13 protein-coding genes and 1 tRNA gene are annotated in these 17,393 nt (G+C 64.9%); 4 read left to right on the forward strand and 10 right to left on the reverse strand.

Annotated features, from left to right (window positions below; translation table 11 throughout):
- Window positions 1-143 precede the first annotated feature (143 nt).
- The gene (locus tag Q0L25_RS07650; protein ID WP_296613055.1) at window positions 144-1,979 is read left to right on the forward strand and encodes a PAS domain S-box protein; all 1,836 of its coding nucleotides are present in this window, start codon (window positions 144-146) and stop codon (window positions 1,977-1,979) included.
- Window positions 1,976-2,599, forward strand: coding sequence for a response regulator (locus Q0L25_RS07655; RefSeq protein WP_296613057.1), 624 nt, complete (start codon window positions 1,976-1,978; stop codon window positions 2,597-2,599). The genes Q0L25_RS07650 and Q0L25_RS07655 overlap by 4 nt, the downstream gene beginning before the upstream one ends.
- Here the strand turns inward: Q0L25_RS07655 and mgtA are convergent.
- A complete protein-coding gene (gene mgtA / locus Q0L25_RS07660; protein WP_296613059.1) occupies window positions 2,529-5,123 on the reverse strand; it encodes a magnesium-translocating P-type ATPase in 2,595 nt (864 codons plus the stop codon). The two genes, Q0L25_RS07655 and mgtA, sit on opposite strands and share 71 nt — an antisense overlap.
- Before the next feature lie 348 nt (window positions 5,124-5,471).
- Here mgtA and Q0L25_RS07665 point away from each other — a divergent pair, with 348 nt between their 5' ends.
- Window positions 5,472-6,467 (forward strand): lysylphosphatidylglycerol synthase transmembrane domain-containing protein, encoded by a 996-nt coding sequence (locus Q0L25_RS07665; protein ID WP_296613060.1) that lies wholly within the window; start codon window positions 5,472-5,474, stop codon window positions 6,465-6,467.
- Between the two features lie 13 nt (window positions 6,468-6,480).
- Here Q0L25_RS07665 and Q0L25_RS07670 read toward each other — a convergent pair whose 3' ends face one another.
- Window positions 6,481-7,230 carry an NAD(P)H-dependent oxidoreductase gene (locus Q0L25_RS07670; protein WP_296613063.1) on the reverse strand — a complete coding sequence of 250 codons (750 nt, stop codon included), beginning with the start codon at window positions 7,228-7,230 and terminating at the stop codon, window positions 6,481-6,483.
- A 295-nt stretch (window positions 7,231-7,525) separates the two neighbouring features.
- Here Q0L25_RS07670 and Q0L25_RS07675 point away from each other — a divergent pair, with 295 nt between their 5' ends.
- Window positions 7,526-8,317: a universal stress protein gene (locus Q0L25_RS07675; RefSeq protein WP_296613065.1), complete on the forward strand. Its 792-nt coding sequence runs from the start codon at window positions 7,526-7,528 to the stop codon at window positions 8,315-8,317.
- A gap of 96 nt (window positions 8,318-8,413) precedes the next feature.
- Here the strand turns inward: Q0L25_RS07675 and Q0L25_RS07680 are convergent, their stop codons facing one another.
- The 8 genes from Q0L25_RS07680 to mreC form a co-directional block, all read right to left on the reverse strand.
- Window positions 8,414-9,739 carry a cytochrome c gene (locus Q0L25_RS07680; RefSeq protein WP_296613066.1) on the reverse strand — a complete coding sequence of 442 codons (1,326 nt, stop codon included), beginning with the start codon at window positions 9,737-9,739 and terminating at the stop codon, window positions 8,414-8,416.
- 2 nt (window positions 9,740-9,741) lie between these two features.
- Window positions 9,742-11,928 carry a molybdopterin cofactor-binding domain-containing protein gene (locus Q0L25_RS07685; protein WP_296613068.1) on the reverse strand — a complete coding sequence of 729 codons (2,187 nt, stop codon included), beginning with the start codon at window positions 11,926-11,928 and terminating at the stop codon, window positions 9,742-9,744.
- The gene (locus Q0L25_RS07690) at window positions 11,912-12,364 is read right to left on the reverse strand and encodes a (2Fe-2S)-binding protein (RefSeq protein ID WP_296613070.1); all 453 of its coding nucleotides are present in this window, start codon (window positions 12,362-12,364) and stop codon (window positions 11,912-11,914) included. The genes Q0L25_RS07685 and Q0L25_RS07690 overlap by 17 nt, the downstream gene beginning before the upstream one ends.
- Window positions 12,365-12,590: 226 nt before the next feature.
- Window positions 12,591-12,666, reverse strand: a tRNA-Lys gene (locus Q0L25_RS07695).
- Between the two features lie 122 nt (window positions 12,667-12,788).
- A complete protein-coding gene (rodA, locus tag Q0L25_RS07700) occupies window positions 12,789-13,916 on the reverse strand; it encodes a rod shape-determining protein RodA (RefSeq protein ID WP_296613072.1) in 1,128 nt (375 codons plus the stop codon).
- A complete protein-coding gene (mrdA, locus tag Q0L25_RS07705; RefSeq protein ID WP_296613074.1) occupies window positions 13,909-15,987 on the reverse strand; it encodes a penicillin-binding protein 2 in 2,079 nt (692 codons plus the stop codon). Before mrdA ends, rodA begins: the two co-directional genes overlap by 8 nt.
- The gene (gene mreD / locus Q0L25_RS07710; RefSeq protein WP_296613076.1) at window positions 15,984-16,493 is read right to left on the reverse strand and encodes a rod shape-determining protein MreD; all 510 of its coding nucleotides are present in this window, start codon (window positions 16,491-16,493) and stop codon (window positions 15,984-15,986) included. The genes mrdA and mreD overlap by 4 nt, the downstream gene beginning before the upstream one ends.
- Window positions 16,490-17,365 carry a rod shape-determining protein MreC gene (mreC, locus tag Q0L25_RS07715; RefSeq protein WP_296613078.1) on the reverse strand — a complete coding sequence of 292 codons (876 nt, stop codon included), beginning with the start codon at window positions 17,363-17,365 and terminating at the stop codon, window positions 16,490-16,492. The genes mreD and mreC overlap by 4 nt, the downstream gene beginning before the upstream one ends.
- Window positions 17,366-17,393 lie beyond the last annotated feature (28 nt).

The raw sequence follows: 17,393 nt of genomic DNA on the forward strand, positions 1-17,393 counted from the left end.
GGTAGCGCAATCGTCCTCAAAATAGGCCATTCGCCTTTGTTTCGCGCGCGATACATGTTATCGAAGCGCCGTGATTTGATGAGGTTGCGCGATCCATCGGGGCTATGGACGTTAGGTGGGTTTTCGCACCCGGCCGGGCCTGGGTGGGCTACGGTCTTGCGACCGTAGCGGTTGCCGTCGCGGCGCTGGTTCGGTTCGTCTTCGAGCCGTGGCTGGGCGGGCGTGGCCATTTCCAGTTCTTCACGGTTGCAATTCTTTTCGCAGCGGTCTTCGCCGGGCGAGGGCCGGCAATATTGGCGGCGCTCCTCTCTATATTGGTTGTCCGCATGCTGGGCTGGTCGAGCGGTGATTTCTGGTCGGTGGAATTGCTTGCGTTCGCCATTGCCGCCATCGCCGTCATCGGGATCGCCGGCTATGTCACCTCGTTGCGGCGCCAATCGGAAGAAAGCGAGCAGCGCGCGGCACGCCGCTTACGACGAGCCGACGATCTGGCCGAGGAGCTTAACCTGCTGATCGACGGAGCCAGCGGATATGCGATCTACATGCTCGACCCGCAGGGCAACGTGACGATCTGGAACAAGGCTGCCGAACGCCTCAAGGGCTGGAGCGAAAGCGAAGTGGTCGGTCGCCATTTCACGCTCTTTTACCCCGAGGCCGCGATTGCAAATGGCAAGCCTGAACACGACCTCGCCAGAGTGTGCCGGGAAGGGCGGTTCGAGGAGGAAGATTGGCGCGTTCGCAAGAACGGGTCGGAATTCCTCGCGCACGTCACGATGACCGCGCTTTACGACAAGGAGGGCGAACTCAAGGGGTTCGGCAAGGTCATCCGGGACGTGACCGATCAGCGAGCCAGCGAGCGCAAGCTCGGCGCCAGCGCATCGCATTTCCGGTCTATCCTTGCGACGGTGCCAGATGCCATGGTGGTGATCGACGAAGCCGGCAAGATCCTCTCGTTCAGCAGCGCCGCCGAACACCTATTTGGCTATGCCGAAGCGGAGGTGATCGGTTCGAACGTCAGCCGCTTGATGCCATCGCCCGATCGCGAGCGCCACGATTCCTATCTTCGCCGTTATCTCGAAACCGGCGAACGACGAATCATCGGCACGGGACGCGTCGTCACCGGACAGCGGCGCGACGGCACGGTATTCCCGATGGAATTGGCGGTGGGCGAAGCGATATCGGACGGCGACCGCGTGTTCACCGGCTTCGTTCGCGATCTGTCCGAGAAACAGGCGGCAGAACAGCGCATCGAGCAATTGCGATCCGACCTCGTCCACGCTGCTCGGGTGAGCGCGATGGGCACGATGGCCTCGACCCTGGCGCATGAACTCAACCAGCCGATCACGGCCGTCGCCAATTTCGTCAGCGGCGTTCGCAATCTGTTCGAGGATTATAATCCGGACGATCGCGCGATGATCGACGGCGGCCTTGCGGAGGCTTATGAGGAGGCGTTGCGCGCCGGCGGGATCGTCCGCCGCCTGCGCGAATTCGTCTCGCGCGGCGAAGTGGAAAAGAGCGTCGAGGATGTTCACGAATTGGTCGAGAGCGCGTCGAAGCTGGCACTGATCGGCGCCCGTGAGAAGGGCGTGGAGGCGCGATTCCGGCTTGATCCGGTCGCTCGGAACGTACTGGTCGACAAAATCCAGATTCAGCAGGTGCTCATCAACCTGATGCGCAACGCGATCGAGGCGATGGGCAATTCGGTGAGCCGGGTGCTGACGGTGTCTTGCGTGCCCGACGACGACGGATTCTTGCGGGTCAGCGTTTGCGATACCGGCCCGGGCGTCGCGCCCGAAATAGCCGAAAACCTGTTTCGCGCCTTCAACAGCACCAAGAGCAGCGGGCTTGGCCTGGGACTGTCGATCTGCCGGACGATCGTCGAGGCCAATGGCGGGCGGATCTGGATGGAGCGGGCGGCCGGTGGCGGGGCCTGCTTCCACTTCACCTTGGTGCGTGCCGATCTGGAGATGGTGGAATGACCGACCGGCCTGTCGTTCACGTGGTCGACGACGAGGACGGCGTCCGGCGCGCGACCAGCTTTTTTCTGAAGACGTCGGGCTATGCGGTGCGGACGTGGGAATCGGGCGTGGCGTTCCTGAATGAGGTCCGCCATATGGAAGACGGCTGCATCCTGCTCGACGTGCGTATGCCTGGGCTGGACGGGCTCGAAGTCCAGCAGCAGCTCAACGACCGCGGGATCACCATGCCGGTGATCGTCCTGACCGGTCCTGGCGATATCTCGATCGCGGTTAAAGCGATGAAAGCGGGGGCGGTCGACTTCCTGGAAAAGCCGTTCGAGACGGACGCGCTGGCAAAGGCGATCGCGCACGCGTTCGAACGCCTCGCTTCCTCCACCGACATCGCCACCCGTGCCGCCGAGGCGGAGGTGGTGCTCGGTGTGCTTACCAGCCGCGAGCGCGACGTGCTGCAAGGGCTGGCGCAAGGCTATCCCAACAAGACGATCGCCTACGATCTCGGCATTTCGCCCCGCACCGTCGAGGTGCATCGCGCCAACATCATGGCCAAGCTCAAGGCGCGTAGCCTTTCCGAGGTCTTGAGGATCGCCTTTGCCGGTGGGTTGGGGGAGGGCCGGTCCTGACGCTTTCGCGCCTGGACATGGCGAACGTCTTCAGGCCCTCCACCGCCGCCAGATAGAGAAAGACGAGCAGCACGATCGTTGCCAGAATAGCCGCACCCGGTCCTTCGAAACCGATTAGCGCCGCAAACGGCAAATAGGGCAGCGCCAATGCCACGGCCAGGCACGACAATGCCGACACGGCCAGCGCGGGATGCGGCCAGTCGCGCCAAAAGCGCCCGCGGGTGCGAATGATGAACACCACGAGAATCTGCGTTGCCATCGACTCGATGAACCAGGACGCCCGGAACGTCCCCACGCCGGAATGGAATATCCAGGTCAACACGACGAAGGTTGCGATGTCGAACAGCGACGATAGCGGGCCCATGATCAAGGTGAAGCGCACCAAAGCTGACATGTTCCAGCCGCGCGGGCGCGCGATCTCCGCAGGGTCCGCTCGGTCGAACGGGATGCCGGCCTGGGACAGGTCGTAGAGCATGTTGTTGAGCAGGACCTGCACGGCGGTGAGCGGCAGGAACGGCAGGAACACCGATGCCAGTGCCATGGTGAGCATGTTGCCGAAATTGGAGCTCGTGCCCATGCGGATATACTTCATGATGTTGGCATAGGTACGCCTGCCCTCCATGACGCCGTCGGCGAGCACGTTGAGGTCGGAGTCGAGCAGGATCATGTCTGCCGCCTCGCGCGCGACATCCGTGGCACCATCGACCGACAGGCCGACATCGGCCGCCTTGATGGCGGGCGCGTCGTTGATCCCGTCACCGATAAAGCCGACGGTGTGGCCGCGGGCCTGCAGCGCCTTGACGATCCGCGACTTCTGGTCGGGCGTGACCCGTGCGAAGATGTCGACCGATTGGGCACGGGCGGCAAGAGCGGCATCGTCGAGCGCGTCGATCTCCGGGCCCGTCAGCACGCCGGCGACCGATAGCGAAAGCTGACCGACCAGATGCTCGACGACCATGGCGGCGTCGCCCGATATGACCTTGATCCGCACGCCCGTCGATTGCAGGCGGGCGACGGCACCGGTCGCGCTCGATTTGGGCGGGTCCATGAAGACGCACAGGCCCAGGAACACGAGACCGTCATCGTCGTCGGTATCGATCCGCGCTCGCCCCTCGGCGTCCTTCCAGGCGATCCCCAGCATCCGCAGGCCCCGCGCGGCATGGCGGTCATGCAGCGCCATGATCGCCTCTCTTCCGCTCTGGTCGAGCACGCTGACCTCACCTGCGGGATCCTCCGCGCGATCGCACAGGGCCAGGACGGCTTCAGGCGCGCCCTTGACGATCTCGATGCGGCGGCCGTCCTTCTCGGCAAGGACGGATACGCGGCGCCGCCCAAAGTCGAAGGGGCGCTCGTCCAGCTTGGCCCATCCGTCGAACGAATGCCCGGCGGTGTGGGCGAGGAGCGCGTCGTCGAGCGGGCTCTTGAGACCCGTTTCGAACCGCGCGTTGATCGCGGCGAGTTCGGCCACTCTGGCGCAATCGGCGCCGTCCATGCCGAAATGCGCTATCATCGTGATATGGGCTTCGGTCAGTGTTCCGGTCTTGTCGGTGCACAGAACATGCATCTCGCCGAGGTCGTGGATCGCCGACAGCCGTTTGACGATGACCCGTGCCTTTGCCAGGCGCTCGGCACCGCGCGCCAGCGCGATCGTCATGATCATCGGCAGGAGTTCGGGAGTCAGGCCGACGGCGAGCGCCATGGCGAAGAGGAACGATTCCAGTGGCGGTCGTCTCAGCGCGATGTGACTGAGGAGGACGAACAGGACGAGGAACAAAGTCAGCCGGACGATCAGGATGCCGAGCCGTCGGATTCCCCGCTCGAACGCCGTTGGCGGTCGATCCTCTCCGAGCGCCTTAGCGATCTTGCCGAATTGAGTGTGTGCGCCGGTCCCGACGACCAGCATCGTGACCGTGCCGCCGATCACCGAACTGCCGTGGAGCAGGGCGTTGGGGGCCTCGCCCATCGTCGATGTTCGCCTGGGCGCCGGGCATTTCTCGACCGGATAGGGCTCGCCGGTCAGCGCTGCCTGGTTGACCTGCGCCGCATTGGCCTCGATCACGATCCCGTCGGCCGGAACGAGAGCACCCGCCGACAGCTTGACGATATCGCCGGGCACGAGCGTTTCGACCGCCAGATCGCATGGCTTGCCATCGCGCAGCACCGTTACCCTGAGCGCGATCGAGCGCCGCAGCGCCTCTGCCGCCGCCTCGGCACGGCGCTCCTGCTCGATATCCAGGCCCGTCGACAGCAGCACGACCGCGGTGATGATGAGGAAACTCGCAAGGTCTCCCGTTGCCCCGGCGACGGCGGACGCGACGAGAAGGATCGCGACCAGGGGATTGGCCAGGCGCCGAACCAGGTCCGCGAGCAGATGGCGACGGCGCCGCTCGTCGAGCCGGTTGGCGCCGTAGAACTCGAGCCGGCGCACCGCTTCGGCAGCCGACAGACCTTCGGGAGTCGCGTCGAGCGCTGCGAGCGTTTCGGGCGCCGGCCGATTCCAGAAGTCTGACGGCAGGTCGATCATCGGCGCTTGGCGGCGAGCCGCAATATCGACCGGGCTGGGTTGAGCGGGCTGGTTGGCTGGCCTTGGGAGCGGCTGGTGCGCAAATGCCGGGAGTGACGATCCATGATCCAGCCTCGCGTGATCGGCGGTGCGACCGGGCATGGCGCACCGATCATGGCGACCGAATCCGTTAAGCTACGTATCTCTACGAGCGTCGTGCGCGGGATTCGGAGGATAGACGCGTTCACTGAACTGTCCTGAGCATGGGCGACCCGCGAGGACGCCCCGAGCCAGGATAACGCTGTTGGGAGCGTTCGAAATGACGTCGGGGCGGATGCCGATATGCCTTCGCGCGCTGATCGTCATCACTTGAGCGGCGCATGGCGCAACTGGCTTTTCGGCGCCGTTCTGGCCGCCGCGTTGGTCGGCGCCGCGCTTCACTGGGGAGAGGTGAGGGACGTCGCTGATCTTGTTACACGCGCACGTCCGGCGTGGCTCGGCCTGGCAATCCTGTGCCAATTGTCGACTTATGCCGCGGTTGCCGGCGGCTGGGCGCAAGTCCTCAACCGCGCGGATACGCCCCGAGGGTTGCTGCCGTTGATGCGGATCGCGGTCACCAAACTCTTCGCCGATCAGGCGCTGCCGAGCGCCGGGATGGCCGGCAATTTGCTGTTGATCGATCAATTGCGGGCGCTGGGCGTCAAACGCGGGCCCGCCGTCGCCGCCCTGCTGATCACGATGATCGGCTATTATGCCGCTTATGTCGTCTTCGCAGTGGCAATGCTGATCCTGTTGTGGCTGCACGACCGGGCGACGCCGCTGATGGCCGGCGTGGTGACCTTGTTCCTCTGCGTCGCCATTGCCATTCCCTGGTTGGCGCTGTGGTTGCGCGGGCGTGGGATCAGGCCGTTGCCCGAATGGGTCGAGAAGATCGGCTTTGTCCGCTCCTTGCTCGACACGGTTTCCAGGGCCCCCGGAGAGCTGTTGCGGGATCGCTGGCTGATTGGCGGCGTCACCCTTTGCAACGCATTGGTTTTTCTCGCCGATGCCGGCACGCTGTTCGCCTGTCTGCGCGCGCTCGGCACGGCGCCGTCATTCGCGACATGTTTCATTGCCCTGATCATGGCGTCGATCGTGGTGACACTGGGTCCGATCCCCTTAGGGTTCGGGAGTTTCGAAGCGACGTCGGTGGCGACCCTGCGGCTTCTGGGCGTACCGTTCGGGGCCGCGTTTGCCGGCACGATGCTGTTTCGCCTGTTGACGCTATGGGTGCCGCTGCTCCCCGGCCTGGTTCTCGTGCGAGGCGCGATGAGGAAGAAAGGTTTAGACGCTGCGGCCGCTCCTCTACGCCGTCATCCCGATTGAAGCGGGCGATATTCTATTTGCGCAACCGGGCCATCTGCTCGCGGTGAGCGGTATTGTGCAGAACGCTGCATATCATGCGTGCCCGCTCTTCCGCACGCGTCAGGCACTCGGCCGCATAGTCGGGAGAAAGTGGCGACACGATCGAGCCGAAATGCTCGTGCTCGGAGCTTGCGAAGCCGAGCGTCCCTTCGAGATAATAATCGAACGCCTCGCGCAAACTGTACCAGAGGCCCCTCTCGGCGAGCCATGGCAAAGATGCGCCGGAGGTGGTCAGCAGGACAAACTGCTTTCCGGACAAAGCCTCTTGCCGCTTGTTGCCGCGGACGGCCTTGATGCTCAGCCCGGCGCCCAGCACCCGATCGACATATCCCTTGATGATGGCGGGCGGCATGCCGAACCAGATGGGATAGACCAGGGTGATGCTGCGGCTTGCCCTGACGAACGAAAGTTCGGTCTCCACGTCCGGCGACAGGTGGAACCTGGCGGTGTCCGGGCGTTCGTCGGCCTTCAAAAGCGGATCGAAGCCGATCGCATAAAGGTCCCGCGTCACCGACCGCTGGCCGTATTCGGCGACAGCGGTGGCATAAGCGTGCGCGATCGAATGGCAGAAGCTGTCTGCCGAAGGATGGCCGACGACGATCAGATGCTGGATGTCGCGGTCGGAATCCGCTTTACCGGCCAAAGACTCCTCGACGGGCTCGGCTGTGCCGCGCGTTCGTGCCTCAGGCTGCGTGCCTTTCCGCTCGGCCAGATCGTCCTGCATTTCCTTGCTCCTCTTCGCCTGCACGATAACAACGGGGGCGAGGCGTGGAGCTTCGCAATATCCCGTATAACTGCGCTTTTTTCTGGCCGCGTGTGGGCGGGCGGCGGAAGAAGCCGCCGTACCGAAGCGCCAAGATCGGACTCCACCGCCGAGCTTCCCTCAAACCGCGGACGCTGCGGGTACGGAGATGTACGGATGGAGTCCTTCAGGGCGGCGGGCGACTGTCTCCTTTCGAGCGCTGGAGGAGCGGAGGGCGCGGCCGGCGCCCGGCGTCTCGCTAACCGCGGAGGAGAACATGAAAGACATTCTCGTGTTGGTCCATCACGACGCCGGGCAGGACGCCCGTCTCCGAGCCGCGGTCGATCTGGCGCGGCGCCTGGACGGGCATCTGACATGTTTGGAAGTGACCAAGCTGCCGGCGACATTCGGTACCGAATTCGCCGCCGGCGCCATGCTGCTCGAGCAGGAAAGCAGCCGCGAACACCGCAACCGCGACGTCGTCCAATCGTGGCTGGCACGGCAGGGCGTCACGTGGACTTGGCTGGACTGCACCGGAAGTCTGGCAAGTTCGATCATCGACGCCGCGGGACTCGCCGATCTCATCGTCCTCAACCGGCAACTTGACGGCGCGATGTGGCCCGACATGCGCTACGTGACGTCAAACGTCTTGATGCACCTGCACAACCCAATCGTCGCCATGCCGGAGGATGCGGAAGGCTTCGGCTTCCAACGGGGATTCGTGGCGTGGGATGGTAGGCCTGCCGCCGCCGCCGCGATCCGGTCTGCCGTTCCTTTGCTGCAACTGGCGTCCGAGGTCGAAGTCTTCATGGTCGAAGACGGCGCGGACGAAATCGCGAGTGACGCCTTGCTCGCTTATCTCCGGCGGCATGAAATCATCGCCTCGGTCAGGATGGTCGATCGTGGACCGCGCGGCGTCGCCGAGCTCATCCTGGAGGCAAGCGCGCGGTTTCGGGCCGATTATATCGTCATGGGCGGCTATACGCATGGACGGGCTGCCGAAACGTTTGGTGGCGTCACGCGCTCGTTATTGTCGAATAGCAACGCGCCGCTCGTTCTCAGCCGCTAGAGTATCCGTCATCAGCTGACGCATGTAGGGAATACCTGGATACCTGGATACCTGGCGCATGCGCACGCCAACCGTCCGCCTCGTCGCCCCCCTCCGTCAATTCCGGCGAAGCTTGGCAACCTCCTTGGGGGTGATGCTTGACCCCTTGGCGCCAAACCTCGCTGTCACGTAATTGGCGACGGCCGCAACTTCCGCATCCGAATATGCGGCGGCAAAGCTCGGCATATAGGGACGCCCGGTCCCCGGCTGCCCCGCGCCGTTGAGGATCATCAACGCGACATTTGCGGCGGTGGGATCGTTGACCGAACGGACGCCGGTCAGCCGCGCCTCATCGAAGATCGCTCCTGCACCCGTCCAGGCATGGCAACTGGCGCAATTGCCCTCGAACATGCGTTTGCCGACGGGATTATCGATCGCCGTCAATTTGGGCGAGGCGGGAGCGGGGCCGGCGGGCTGCGGCAACCGGTCGCTACTGATCGCGGGCACTGTGCGCAAATAGGTGACGATCGCGGCGATATCGGATGGCGTCAGCTTGGACAGGCTTAATCCCACCGCTTCGCCCATCGGCCCCGACGCGACGCCGCGGCCCGGCGCATGGCCGGTCGATAGATAGGCTGCGATTTCGGCGTCGCTCCAGCCGCCGATGCCGCTGGTCCGGTCGCCAGTGATGTTATACGCGTTCCAGCCTTCGGCTTGGCCGCCCGCGAACTTGCTGCGCTGGTCCATCGCCTGCATCAGGTTGCGCGGCGTGTGGCATTCGCCGCAATGGCCCGCGGCCTCGACGAGATAGGCGCCGCGATTCCAGGCCGCATCGCGCTCGCGGATCGGGCGGAAGCGCCGGTCACTGTTGAAGAAGCTCGACCAGATGCCCATCAGCCAGCGCTGATTGAAGGGAAAGCCGAACGTGTTGGGCTTGTTCGCCTGCTTCACCGGGGGCAGCGAGAACAGATAGGACTTGATCGCCAGGACGTCGGCGTCTGTCAGCATCGTGTACGAGGCATAAGGAAAAGCGGGGTAGAAGCGCGTTCCGTCAGGCGCGATCCCTTGGTGCACTGCCTTCAGGAATTGCGCGTCGGTCCATTTGCCGATCCCGGTCTCGGGATCGGGCGTGATGTTGGGGGTGTAGATCGTCCCGAACGGCAGAACGAAGGGCCGGCCGCCGGCAAATGGCTTCCCGCCCTTCGCCGTATGGCAGGCCTCGCAGTCCGCCATCCGCGTGACGTATTCTGCGCGTGCCCGCGGATCGGTCGATGCGAGTTCCGCCGGCACTCCGGTCAGCGCGGCACCATTCGGGTAGCTGGCGAGATCGACCTCCGTGCCGTCCGCAAAGCTATAGGGGCCGGGCTGGAATACCATCCGCCCGACGATCGCCGCGACGAGGACGACGATCGCGCCCGTCAGAACCAAGAGGGTTCGTCGCATCCTCAGGCTCCCTTCGCGATGAGCGCGCGATCGATCGGCATGCGTTTGAGCTGCACGCCGGTTGCCGCAAAGACCGCGTTGGCGACGGCCGGCTGCGTGACCACCGTGCCCGGCTCGCCGATCCCGCCCGAATTCTCATTGCTCGGCACGATATGGACTTCGATGGCCGGCATCTCGTCGATGCGAAGGACGCGATAATCGTTGAAATTGCCCTGTTCGACGCGGCCCCCGGCAAAGGTGATCTTGCCGAATAGCACGGCCGACAGGCCGAAGGTGGCGCCGCCCTGGATCTGCGCCTCGAAGATATCGGGATTGACGATCTTCCCCGCATCCGCAGCGATCACCAACCGGGTGACTCGCACGTCGCCCTGATCGGCCACCGCGACATCGGCGATCGCAGCGAGGTAGCTGCCGAATGCGTTCATCAGCGCGATCCCGCGTCCGCGCCGGGCACCGAACGGGGATGCCGGCGGGGCCGTGCCCCAGCCAGCCTTTTCCGCCGCGAGGTTCAACGCACCCAGGGCGCGCGGGTTCTTCTCCAGCAGGCGGCGGCGGAAGGCGAGGGGATCGGTCCCGGTCTTGCTCGCGATCAGATCGATGAAACATTCCATCGCGAAGATGGTCCCGTTGGGACCGACGCCGCGCAGGAATTGCACCGGCACCGCGCTTTCGTGGCGGATATATTCGACCAGCCGGTCGCCGACCGCATAAGGGACTTCCGCCGCACCATCGACCGCGTCCGAGTCGATGCCGTCCTTGAACGCAGGCGGCAGCCAGTGCGCCATGACCGACCCGCCGGTAACGCGGTGATGCCAGGCAGTGATGCGCCCATCCTCCACGCGCGCCTTCAGCCGCTCGTGATAGAGCGGGCGGTAGAGCTGCTGGCGGATGTCCTCCTCGCGCGACCAGATCACCTTGACCGGTCCGTCGACATGTGCGGCGATCCGCACCGCCTTGATCACGCCATCCACTTCGAGCCTGCGGCCGAACCCGCCACCGATCAAATGGTTGTTGACCGTCACCTTCTCGGGCGCGATGCCCAATGCCTTGGCCGCGCCGGTTTGTGCGAATCCGGGTACCTGCGTGCCGGTCCACACCTCGCAGGCGCCGCCCTGAACGTGCACGGTGCAGTTGGTCATCTCCATCGGCGCGTGTGCCAGATAGGGCAGCTCGTAGCTCTCCTCGAAGACGGTGCCCCGCTTGAGCTTCGCGAGGGCATCGCCTTCCTTCTTGGCGACGGCGCCCTGGCCATTTGACGCCTTTTCCAGGCCGGACCAGAGCTGCGCCTGATCGAGCTCGGCATTGGCGCCCGGCGCCCAGTCGATGGCGAGCGCATTCAACCCCTGCATCGCCGCCCAGCTATTGTCCGCCACCACGGCGACGAGGTCGTCGAGCACCACCACCTGCCGTACGCCGGGGACGGCGAACGCGGGCGCCTGATCGACCTTGGCCACTTTGCCACCAAGCACGGGCGAAGACCGCAGTGTCGCGAACCTCATCCCCGGCAGCATCACATCGATGCCGTACACGGTCTTGCCGATCGCCTTGTCGGGCGTGTCGATGCGATGCACCGGCTTGCCGATCAGGCGGAATCGCGAAGGGTCCTTGAGCGTCACCTCCGTTGGCGGCTTCAGGCTAGCGGCCGCATTGGCCACCTCGCCATAGCGAAGCGACCGGCCGCTCGGCGCATGCGCGATGACGCCGTTCTCGGTGGTCAGGCTCGCGGTATCGACCTGCCAGCGCGCGGCGGCGGCGGCGACCAGCATGGCACGCGCGGTGGCGCCGGCTTTGCGCAGCGGGCCGCTCCACGCCATGGTCGTGGTCGAGCCGCCGGTCGCCTGGACGACGAAGATCGGGTTGCCGTAATTGGCCTGGTCGGGCGGGGCGTGCGCCGCGATCACCTTGTCGAGCGCGACATCCAGCTCGTCGGCGATGCACTGCGCCTGTGAGGTATAGACGCCCTGACCCATTTCGACCGCGGGCAAGGTGAAGGTGATCCGATCGTCGGGTGCGATATGGATATAGGCGTTGAATCGCGGGCCGGTCGCGACCGGTTCGGGATTGCTTGCCGGCGCCGCGCGCGCTGCGCCCCAGGGAAAGTCGATCGCGATCATCAATCCGGCCGTGACGGCGCCGCCATAAAGGACGGCCCGGCGCGTCAGGCCTTCGGGCTCAGGAGCGGGCGGCATGCTTGATCCCCTCGCGGATGCGTACATAGGTTCCGCAGCGGCAGATATTGCCCGCCATTGCCGCATCGATATCGGAATCGTCCGGGGCCGGGTTGCTGGCCAGCAAGGCTGCGGCCGACATGATCTGTCCCGGCTGGCAATAGCCGCATTGGATGACCTCCAGGTCGATCCAAGCCTTCTGGATCTTCGCGCCGGCCGGAGTGTTTCCGACGCCCTCGATCGTCGTGATCGCGCGGCTCCCGACGCGCCCCGCTGGCAATTGGCAGGAGCGGACCGCGACCCCGTCGAGATGGACCGTGCAGGCGCCGCATTGGGCGATGCCGCAGCCGAATTTGGTGCCGGTCATCCCCAGGACGTCACGCAATACCCAGAGCAGCGGCATGTCGGGCGGCACGTCGGCCTGATGCTTCTCACCGTTTATCGTGAATTCGAGCATTCGGCCGCCTTTCACATTCCCGATGACGCGAACTACCTGGATCCGGAGGCACCCTCCGTTCGGGTACGCACATCAACGCCAGTTCGAAAACTGTTTCGGAAGCATATCATCTTCTGGCCGGGGCGTGAGAGAATATTTCACGCCTGAGCGTGCGGCGTGGCCGCTAGGTCGAACGCGTTCCGTCGGGATCAGCCGTTCGGCAAGATATTATTTCGATTGGAAATTATGGTGGACGCACTAGGGCTCGAACCTAGGACCCGCTGATTAAGAGTCAGCTGCTCTACCAACTGAGCTATGCGTCCATGCCGGCTTGCGGCTGCCGCTGTTTAGAGCGGCCCCCCGGTCGGGGAGGGGCGCAATTACCATCGCAGGCGCGCTTTGCAACCCCTTTTTTGCAGCGCCGCAATCGACGTCCGCCTGGCCGCTACCAGCGGGTCTGCTGGCGGTTCTGGCGATCGAGCGACATCAGGATGCCGATGCACAACAGCACTGTCAGCTGCGACGATCCGCCGAAGCTGATCAGCGGCAGCGGCACGCCGACCACTGGCGCCATGCCCATCACCATCGCCATGTTGATCGAGACGTAGAAGAACAAGGTCGTGGCGAGACCCGCGGCGGTCAGCCGTGCGAAACGCCCTTCGGCCTTGAGCGCGACGTTGACTGCCCACCAGATGATCGTGAACCACGCAACGATCAGCAGCACGCCGCCGACCAGCCCCCATTCTTCCATCATCGTCGCCAGCGCGAAATCGGTATGGCCTTCGGGCAGGTAATCGAGATGGCTCTGGGTACCGTTCAGGAAACCCTTGCCGAATATGCCGCCTGATCCAATCGCGATCTTCGATTGGCTGATGTGGTAACCGGTGCCGAGCGGGTCGCTCTCCGGGTCCATGAAGATCAGGATGCGGTTGCGCTGATAATCGTGCAGCACGAAGTTGAACGCGATCGGCGCCAGGATCGCGCCGGCCAACCCGCCGCCGATGAACAGGCGCAGCGGAACCCCGGCCAGGAACATCACCGTGACCCCGCCCGCGGTGATCATCAGCGCGGTGCCGAGATCGGGTTGGAGCATGACCAAAGCGGCGGGAATGCCGATCAGCACCAAGGGCGGCCAGATCGCGCCGAACTTGCGGATCTCGGCCGGCGGCAGCATCTCGTAGAAGCGCGCGCAAGCGAGCACGATGAAGGGCTTCATCAGTTCGGAAGGCTGCAGGCGGATGATGCCGAGCTCGAGCCAGCGCTGGCCGCCGCCGGCGACCTTGCCCAGGATCTCGACCCCCAGCAGCATCAGGATGATCACCGCGTAAATGGGAAGGCTGATCGAACTCCAGGTGCTCTCGCGTACCCGCGACAAGGCCATCGCGCCGCCGAGCAGGACGAAGAAGCGGATACCCTGGGACAGAGCCCAGGGGCGGATATGGCCGCCTGCGGCCGAATAGAGCACCAACAGGTCGAAACACCCGATTGCCAGGACCAGCAGGATGATCTTCCAGGGCAATTGCGCGAGCGGCTCGGGCACGAAACCGAGATTGGCGGAGGAACCTCTAGTCATTGGTCGCCTCCCGAGAGCCTTCCTCGGCGGGTTGCGCGGTGTTGGCGATCGCTGCGGCGGAGGAATTGGCGGCGTCCGTCGCCGCTTCCACGGCCGGCGCCTCGGTCGGTGCGGCGGTGGCGTCGGTCTCGGTCTGCGCGCCCTGGACCAGAGAGATCTGGCTCTTATAGGCGGCGGTTTCGGCCGCCATGCGCGTGGCGATATCGCCGCCCCAGGTCGGTTCGACCTCCGCCAGCGACTTCAGCGCGCGGTCGCGGTCGAGCAGATAGGTTATGATGTCGCGCCCGATCCCCGGCGTGTCGAGGTTGGTGACGGTATGGCCGCCATGTTCGAGCACGATCGCGGCTGCATAACGCGGATTCTCGACCGGCGCGAAGCAGATGAACAAAGCGTGGTCGCGCATCTTGAATGGAAGGGAAGCGTTGGAACGCACGCCGCCTGCGCGCTCGGCCATGGTGATGCGGCGGACTTGTGCCGTACCGGTCTTGGCGCCGAGCGAGACGCCGGGAATGTTGAGCCGGGCGCGGCCGCCGGTGCCACCCTGGTTGACCACGCCGTACATCGCGTCGCGGATATAGGCGAGGTGCTGCGGATCGAGCGGCAGCGGATTGGCGAGCGGCGCATTGCCGCTCATCACGATCCTCGGGTGAAGATCGCGCCCCGACGCGATGCGCGAGGCCATGACGGCGAGCTGGATCGGGTTGGCCAGAACATAGCCCTGGCCGATCGACGCGTTGAGCGAGTCGGCGACGGTCCAGTCGGCCTTGTACTTCTTGCGCTTCCAGGCGCTGTCGGGGACCGTGCCGTAGCGCTGGGTGGAGAAGGGCAGGTCGAACTTTTGCCCCAGGCCCATCGTGCGCGCCACCGGCGCGACCTGGTCGTAGCCGAGCCGACGCACCATCTCGTAGAAATAGATGTCGCAGCTCGCCATGATGGCTTGCTTGAGGTTGAGCGGCCCGTGTCCCGACCTTTTGTGACAGTGGAAGATGCCGTTCCCGACGCGCAGCGCGCCGCCGCAGCTGATCCGCTCGTCGGGGCTGACACCGGCACGCAGCAAGGCAAGACCATTCATCGGCTTGACCGTCGACCCGGGCGGATAGAGGCCCTGCAGCACCTTGTTCATCAATGGCACGTGATCGTTGTCCGACAGCATCTTCCATTCAAGATGGCTGATGCCGTCGGAAAAGCTGTTGGGGTCGTAAGCGGGCATCGACACAAAGGCGAGGATGTCGCCCGAGGACACGTCGATGACCACCGCCGATCCCGAATTGGTGCCCAGGCGGCGCGCGGCATATTCCTGTAGCCCGGCATCGATCGTCAGCCGCTGATTGTGGCCCGGAACGTCCTGCCGGGTCGCCAGTTCGCGCACAAGCTTGCCATGCGCCGTGACTTCGACGCGCTTGGCGCCAGGCTCGCCGCGCAACTTCTCTTCCAGCGCCTTTTCAAGACCGTCCTTGCCGATCTTGAAGCCCGGCGTGATGTAGAGCGGGTTTTTAGTCTGCTTATATTGTTCGGCCGATGCGGCGCCGACATAGCCGGTCAGATGCGCGACGGCCGGGCCCGCCGGATAGCTTCGCGAATAGCCGCGCGTCGGCGCGACGCCGGGCAATTCGGGTTGGCGCACCTGGACTGCGGCGAACCGGTCCCAGTCGAGATTCTCCGCGACCTGCACCGGCTGGAAGCCCGCGGCGCGCTTCAGGTCGGTCTGGATTCGCACGATCTGTTCGGGCGGCAGCGACAATAATTGCTGGAGTAGCTTCAGCACCTGATCGGTCTGCTCCTTCGGCAGGCGATCGGGGATGATGTCGACGCGGAAATCGGTGCGGTTGTTGGCGATCGGATGGCCATAGCGATCGATGATCCAGCCACGCCGCGGTGGGATCATCGTCAGGTTGACGCGGTTGCTTTCCGCCAACAGCTGGTAGCGCTGGTTCTCGATCACCGCGAGCCAGGTCATCCGGCTCGCCAGGGCCACCGCGACCGCGCCTTGCGCCGCCCCGAGCACGATCGCACGCCGCGAGAAGCTGTAGGATTGCTGGACTTCGTTGACCAGGCGGGGTGGACGACTCACGCGCGGCCCCGTTTGCGGTCGAGCCAAGCGACCAATCGGGCGACGAAGGGATAGAGCAGCACCGCGACGATCACCTGGAACAACAACAGGGTATCGACATGCGCCTCTATCCCGGTGGCGATCAAGCGTCCTCCGATCAATGCGAAGGCGATCGCGCCCGTTGCCAGCACCCAATCCTGCCAGAAATCGCGCGCCACCAGCCGCTGGTCGAGCATGTCGATCGCCAGGAACGCCATGCTCCATAGCATCACCGCGCTGCCCAATGGCTGGCCGCTGACCAGATCGTCGAACAGGCCGAACGGAATCGGGGCCCAGACGCGTAAGGCTTCGGGACGCATCAGCCGCCAGCCGAGCAGGATCATCAGCCCGAACGGCGGCAGTACCGGAAAGGTCGCGATGAAGGGAATCACGGTGACCAGCGACCCCGCCATCACCGAACCGACGGGGATCAGCCATCGCCCGGTGGGCGAGGTCTGCGGAGCAAACGCGCTCGGTGGTCGATTCACGGACGCGTGTCCTGCGCCGGTGGTGGCGGTGGCGGCAGATAGGTTTTCATCACCGTGGCGAAATCGAGCGCATCGGGACGCGCCAGCGGCATCGCCAGCGCGCTGTCGCGGCCGCGCTCGGTCACCTTGGCGACCGGCACGTTGGGCGGGAAGATCCCGCCCGTCCCCGACGTTACCAGGATATCGCCGGGACCGAACTGGCCAGTGGTCATGGCAATCGGCCGCACTTCGAGCAGGCCATCGCCACGTCCCGCGGCGAAGCCTGGGGCGCCGTCCTTGAGGCGCCGCACCGGGATCACGCTTTCCGGGTCGATGATCATCAGCACACGTGCGGTATCGGGACCGGCCTCTATCACGCGTCCGACCAACCCGTCGGGGCCGCGCACCGGCATGCCGGCATGCACGCCCTGCGCGATGCCGGCATAGACCAGGGCATAACGCCGCGTGCTCGAAGCCGATGAACTCACCAGCCGAGCGTTGATGATGTCCTCGATCGCCGGCTCGCGCATGTTGAGCAGCTTCTTGAGGCGGATGTTCTCATAGGCGATCGCGCGCGCCTTCAGCAGGACCTGCTCCTGGCGCTCGACCTGCTCCTTCAGCCGGGCATTCTCGCCATGTACGCCGAAATAGCTGCCGACCCATCCGGGGATCGATCCGATCCCGCGCACGACCGAGCCGACGCCCCAGCTGACTGGCGCGGTGATCTCGGCCGTCCCGGCGCGCAACGCCGAGAAAGCCGGTGGATCGAGCTTGGAGATCAGCAACAGGACCGCGCCGACGAGCACGCCCGCGATCGCGATCACGTAGCCGATGAACAGACTATATTGCGCCCGCCGCGAATAACCCGGGCGCCGGTTGCGTGGCGACGCCATTCACTTCCCTCGCACCCCGAAGTCCCGG

Source organism: Sphingomonas sp., assembly GCF_024508665.1.
Lineage (GTDB): Bacteria > Pseudomonadota > Alphaproteobacteria > Sphingomonadales > Sphingomonadaceae > Sphingomonas.

What these genes read in the sequence shown, in the direction of transcription:
- Q0L25_RS07655 (WP_296613057.1), top strand. Translation starts at nt 1,976, where the DNA reads ATGACCGACCGGCCTGTCGTTCACGTGGTCGACGACGAGGACGGCGTC.
- mgtA (WP_296613059.1), bottom strand. Translation starts at nt 5,123, where the DNA reads ATGATCGACCTGCCGTCAGACTTCTGGAATCGGCCGGCGCCCGAAACG.
- Q0L25_RS07670 (WP_296613063.1), bottom strand. Translation starts at nt 7,230, where the DNA reads ATGCAGGACGATCTGGCCGAGCGGAAAGGCACGCAGCCTGAGGCACGA.
- Q0L25_RS07675 (WP_296613065.1), top strand. Translation starts at nt 7,526, where the DNA reads ATGAAAGACATTCTCGTGTTGGTCCATCACGACGCCGGGCAGGACGCC.
- Q0L25_RS07680 (WP_296613066.1), bottom strand. Translation starts at nt 9,739, where the DNA reads ATGCGACGAACCCTCTTGGTTCTGACGGGCGCGATCGTCGTCCTCGTC.
- Q0L25_RS07685 (WP_296613068.1), bottom strand. Translation starts at nt 11,928, where the DNA reads ATGCCGCCCGCTCCTGAGCCCGAAGGCCTGACGCGCCGGGCCGTCCTT.
- Q0L25_RS07690 (WP_296613070.1), bottom strand. Translation starts at nt 12,364, where the DNA reads ATGCTCGAATTCACGATAAACGGTGAGAAGCATCAGGCCGACGTGCCG.
- rodA (WP_296613072.1), bottom strand. Translation starts at nt 13,916, where the DNA reads ATGACTAGAGGTTCCTCCGCCAATCTCGGTTTCGTGCCCGAGCCGCTC.
- mreC (WP_296613078.1), bottom strand. Translation starts at nt 17,365, where the DNA reads ATGGCGTCGCCACGCAACCGGCGCCCGGGTTATTCGCGGCGGGCGCAA.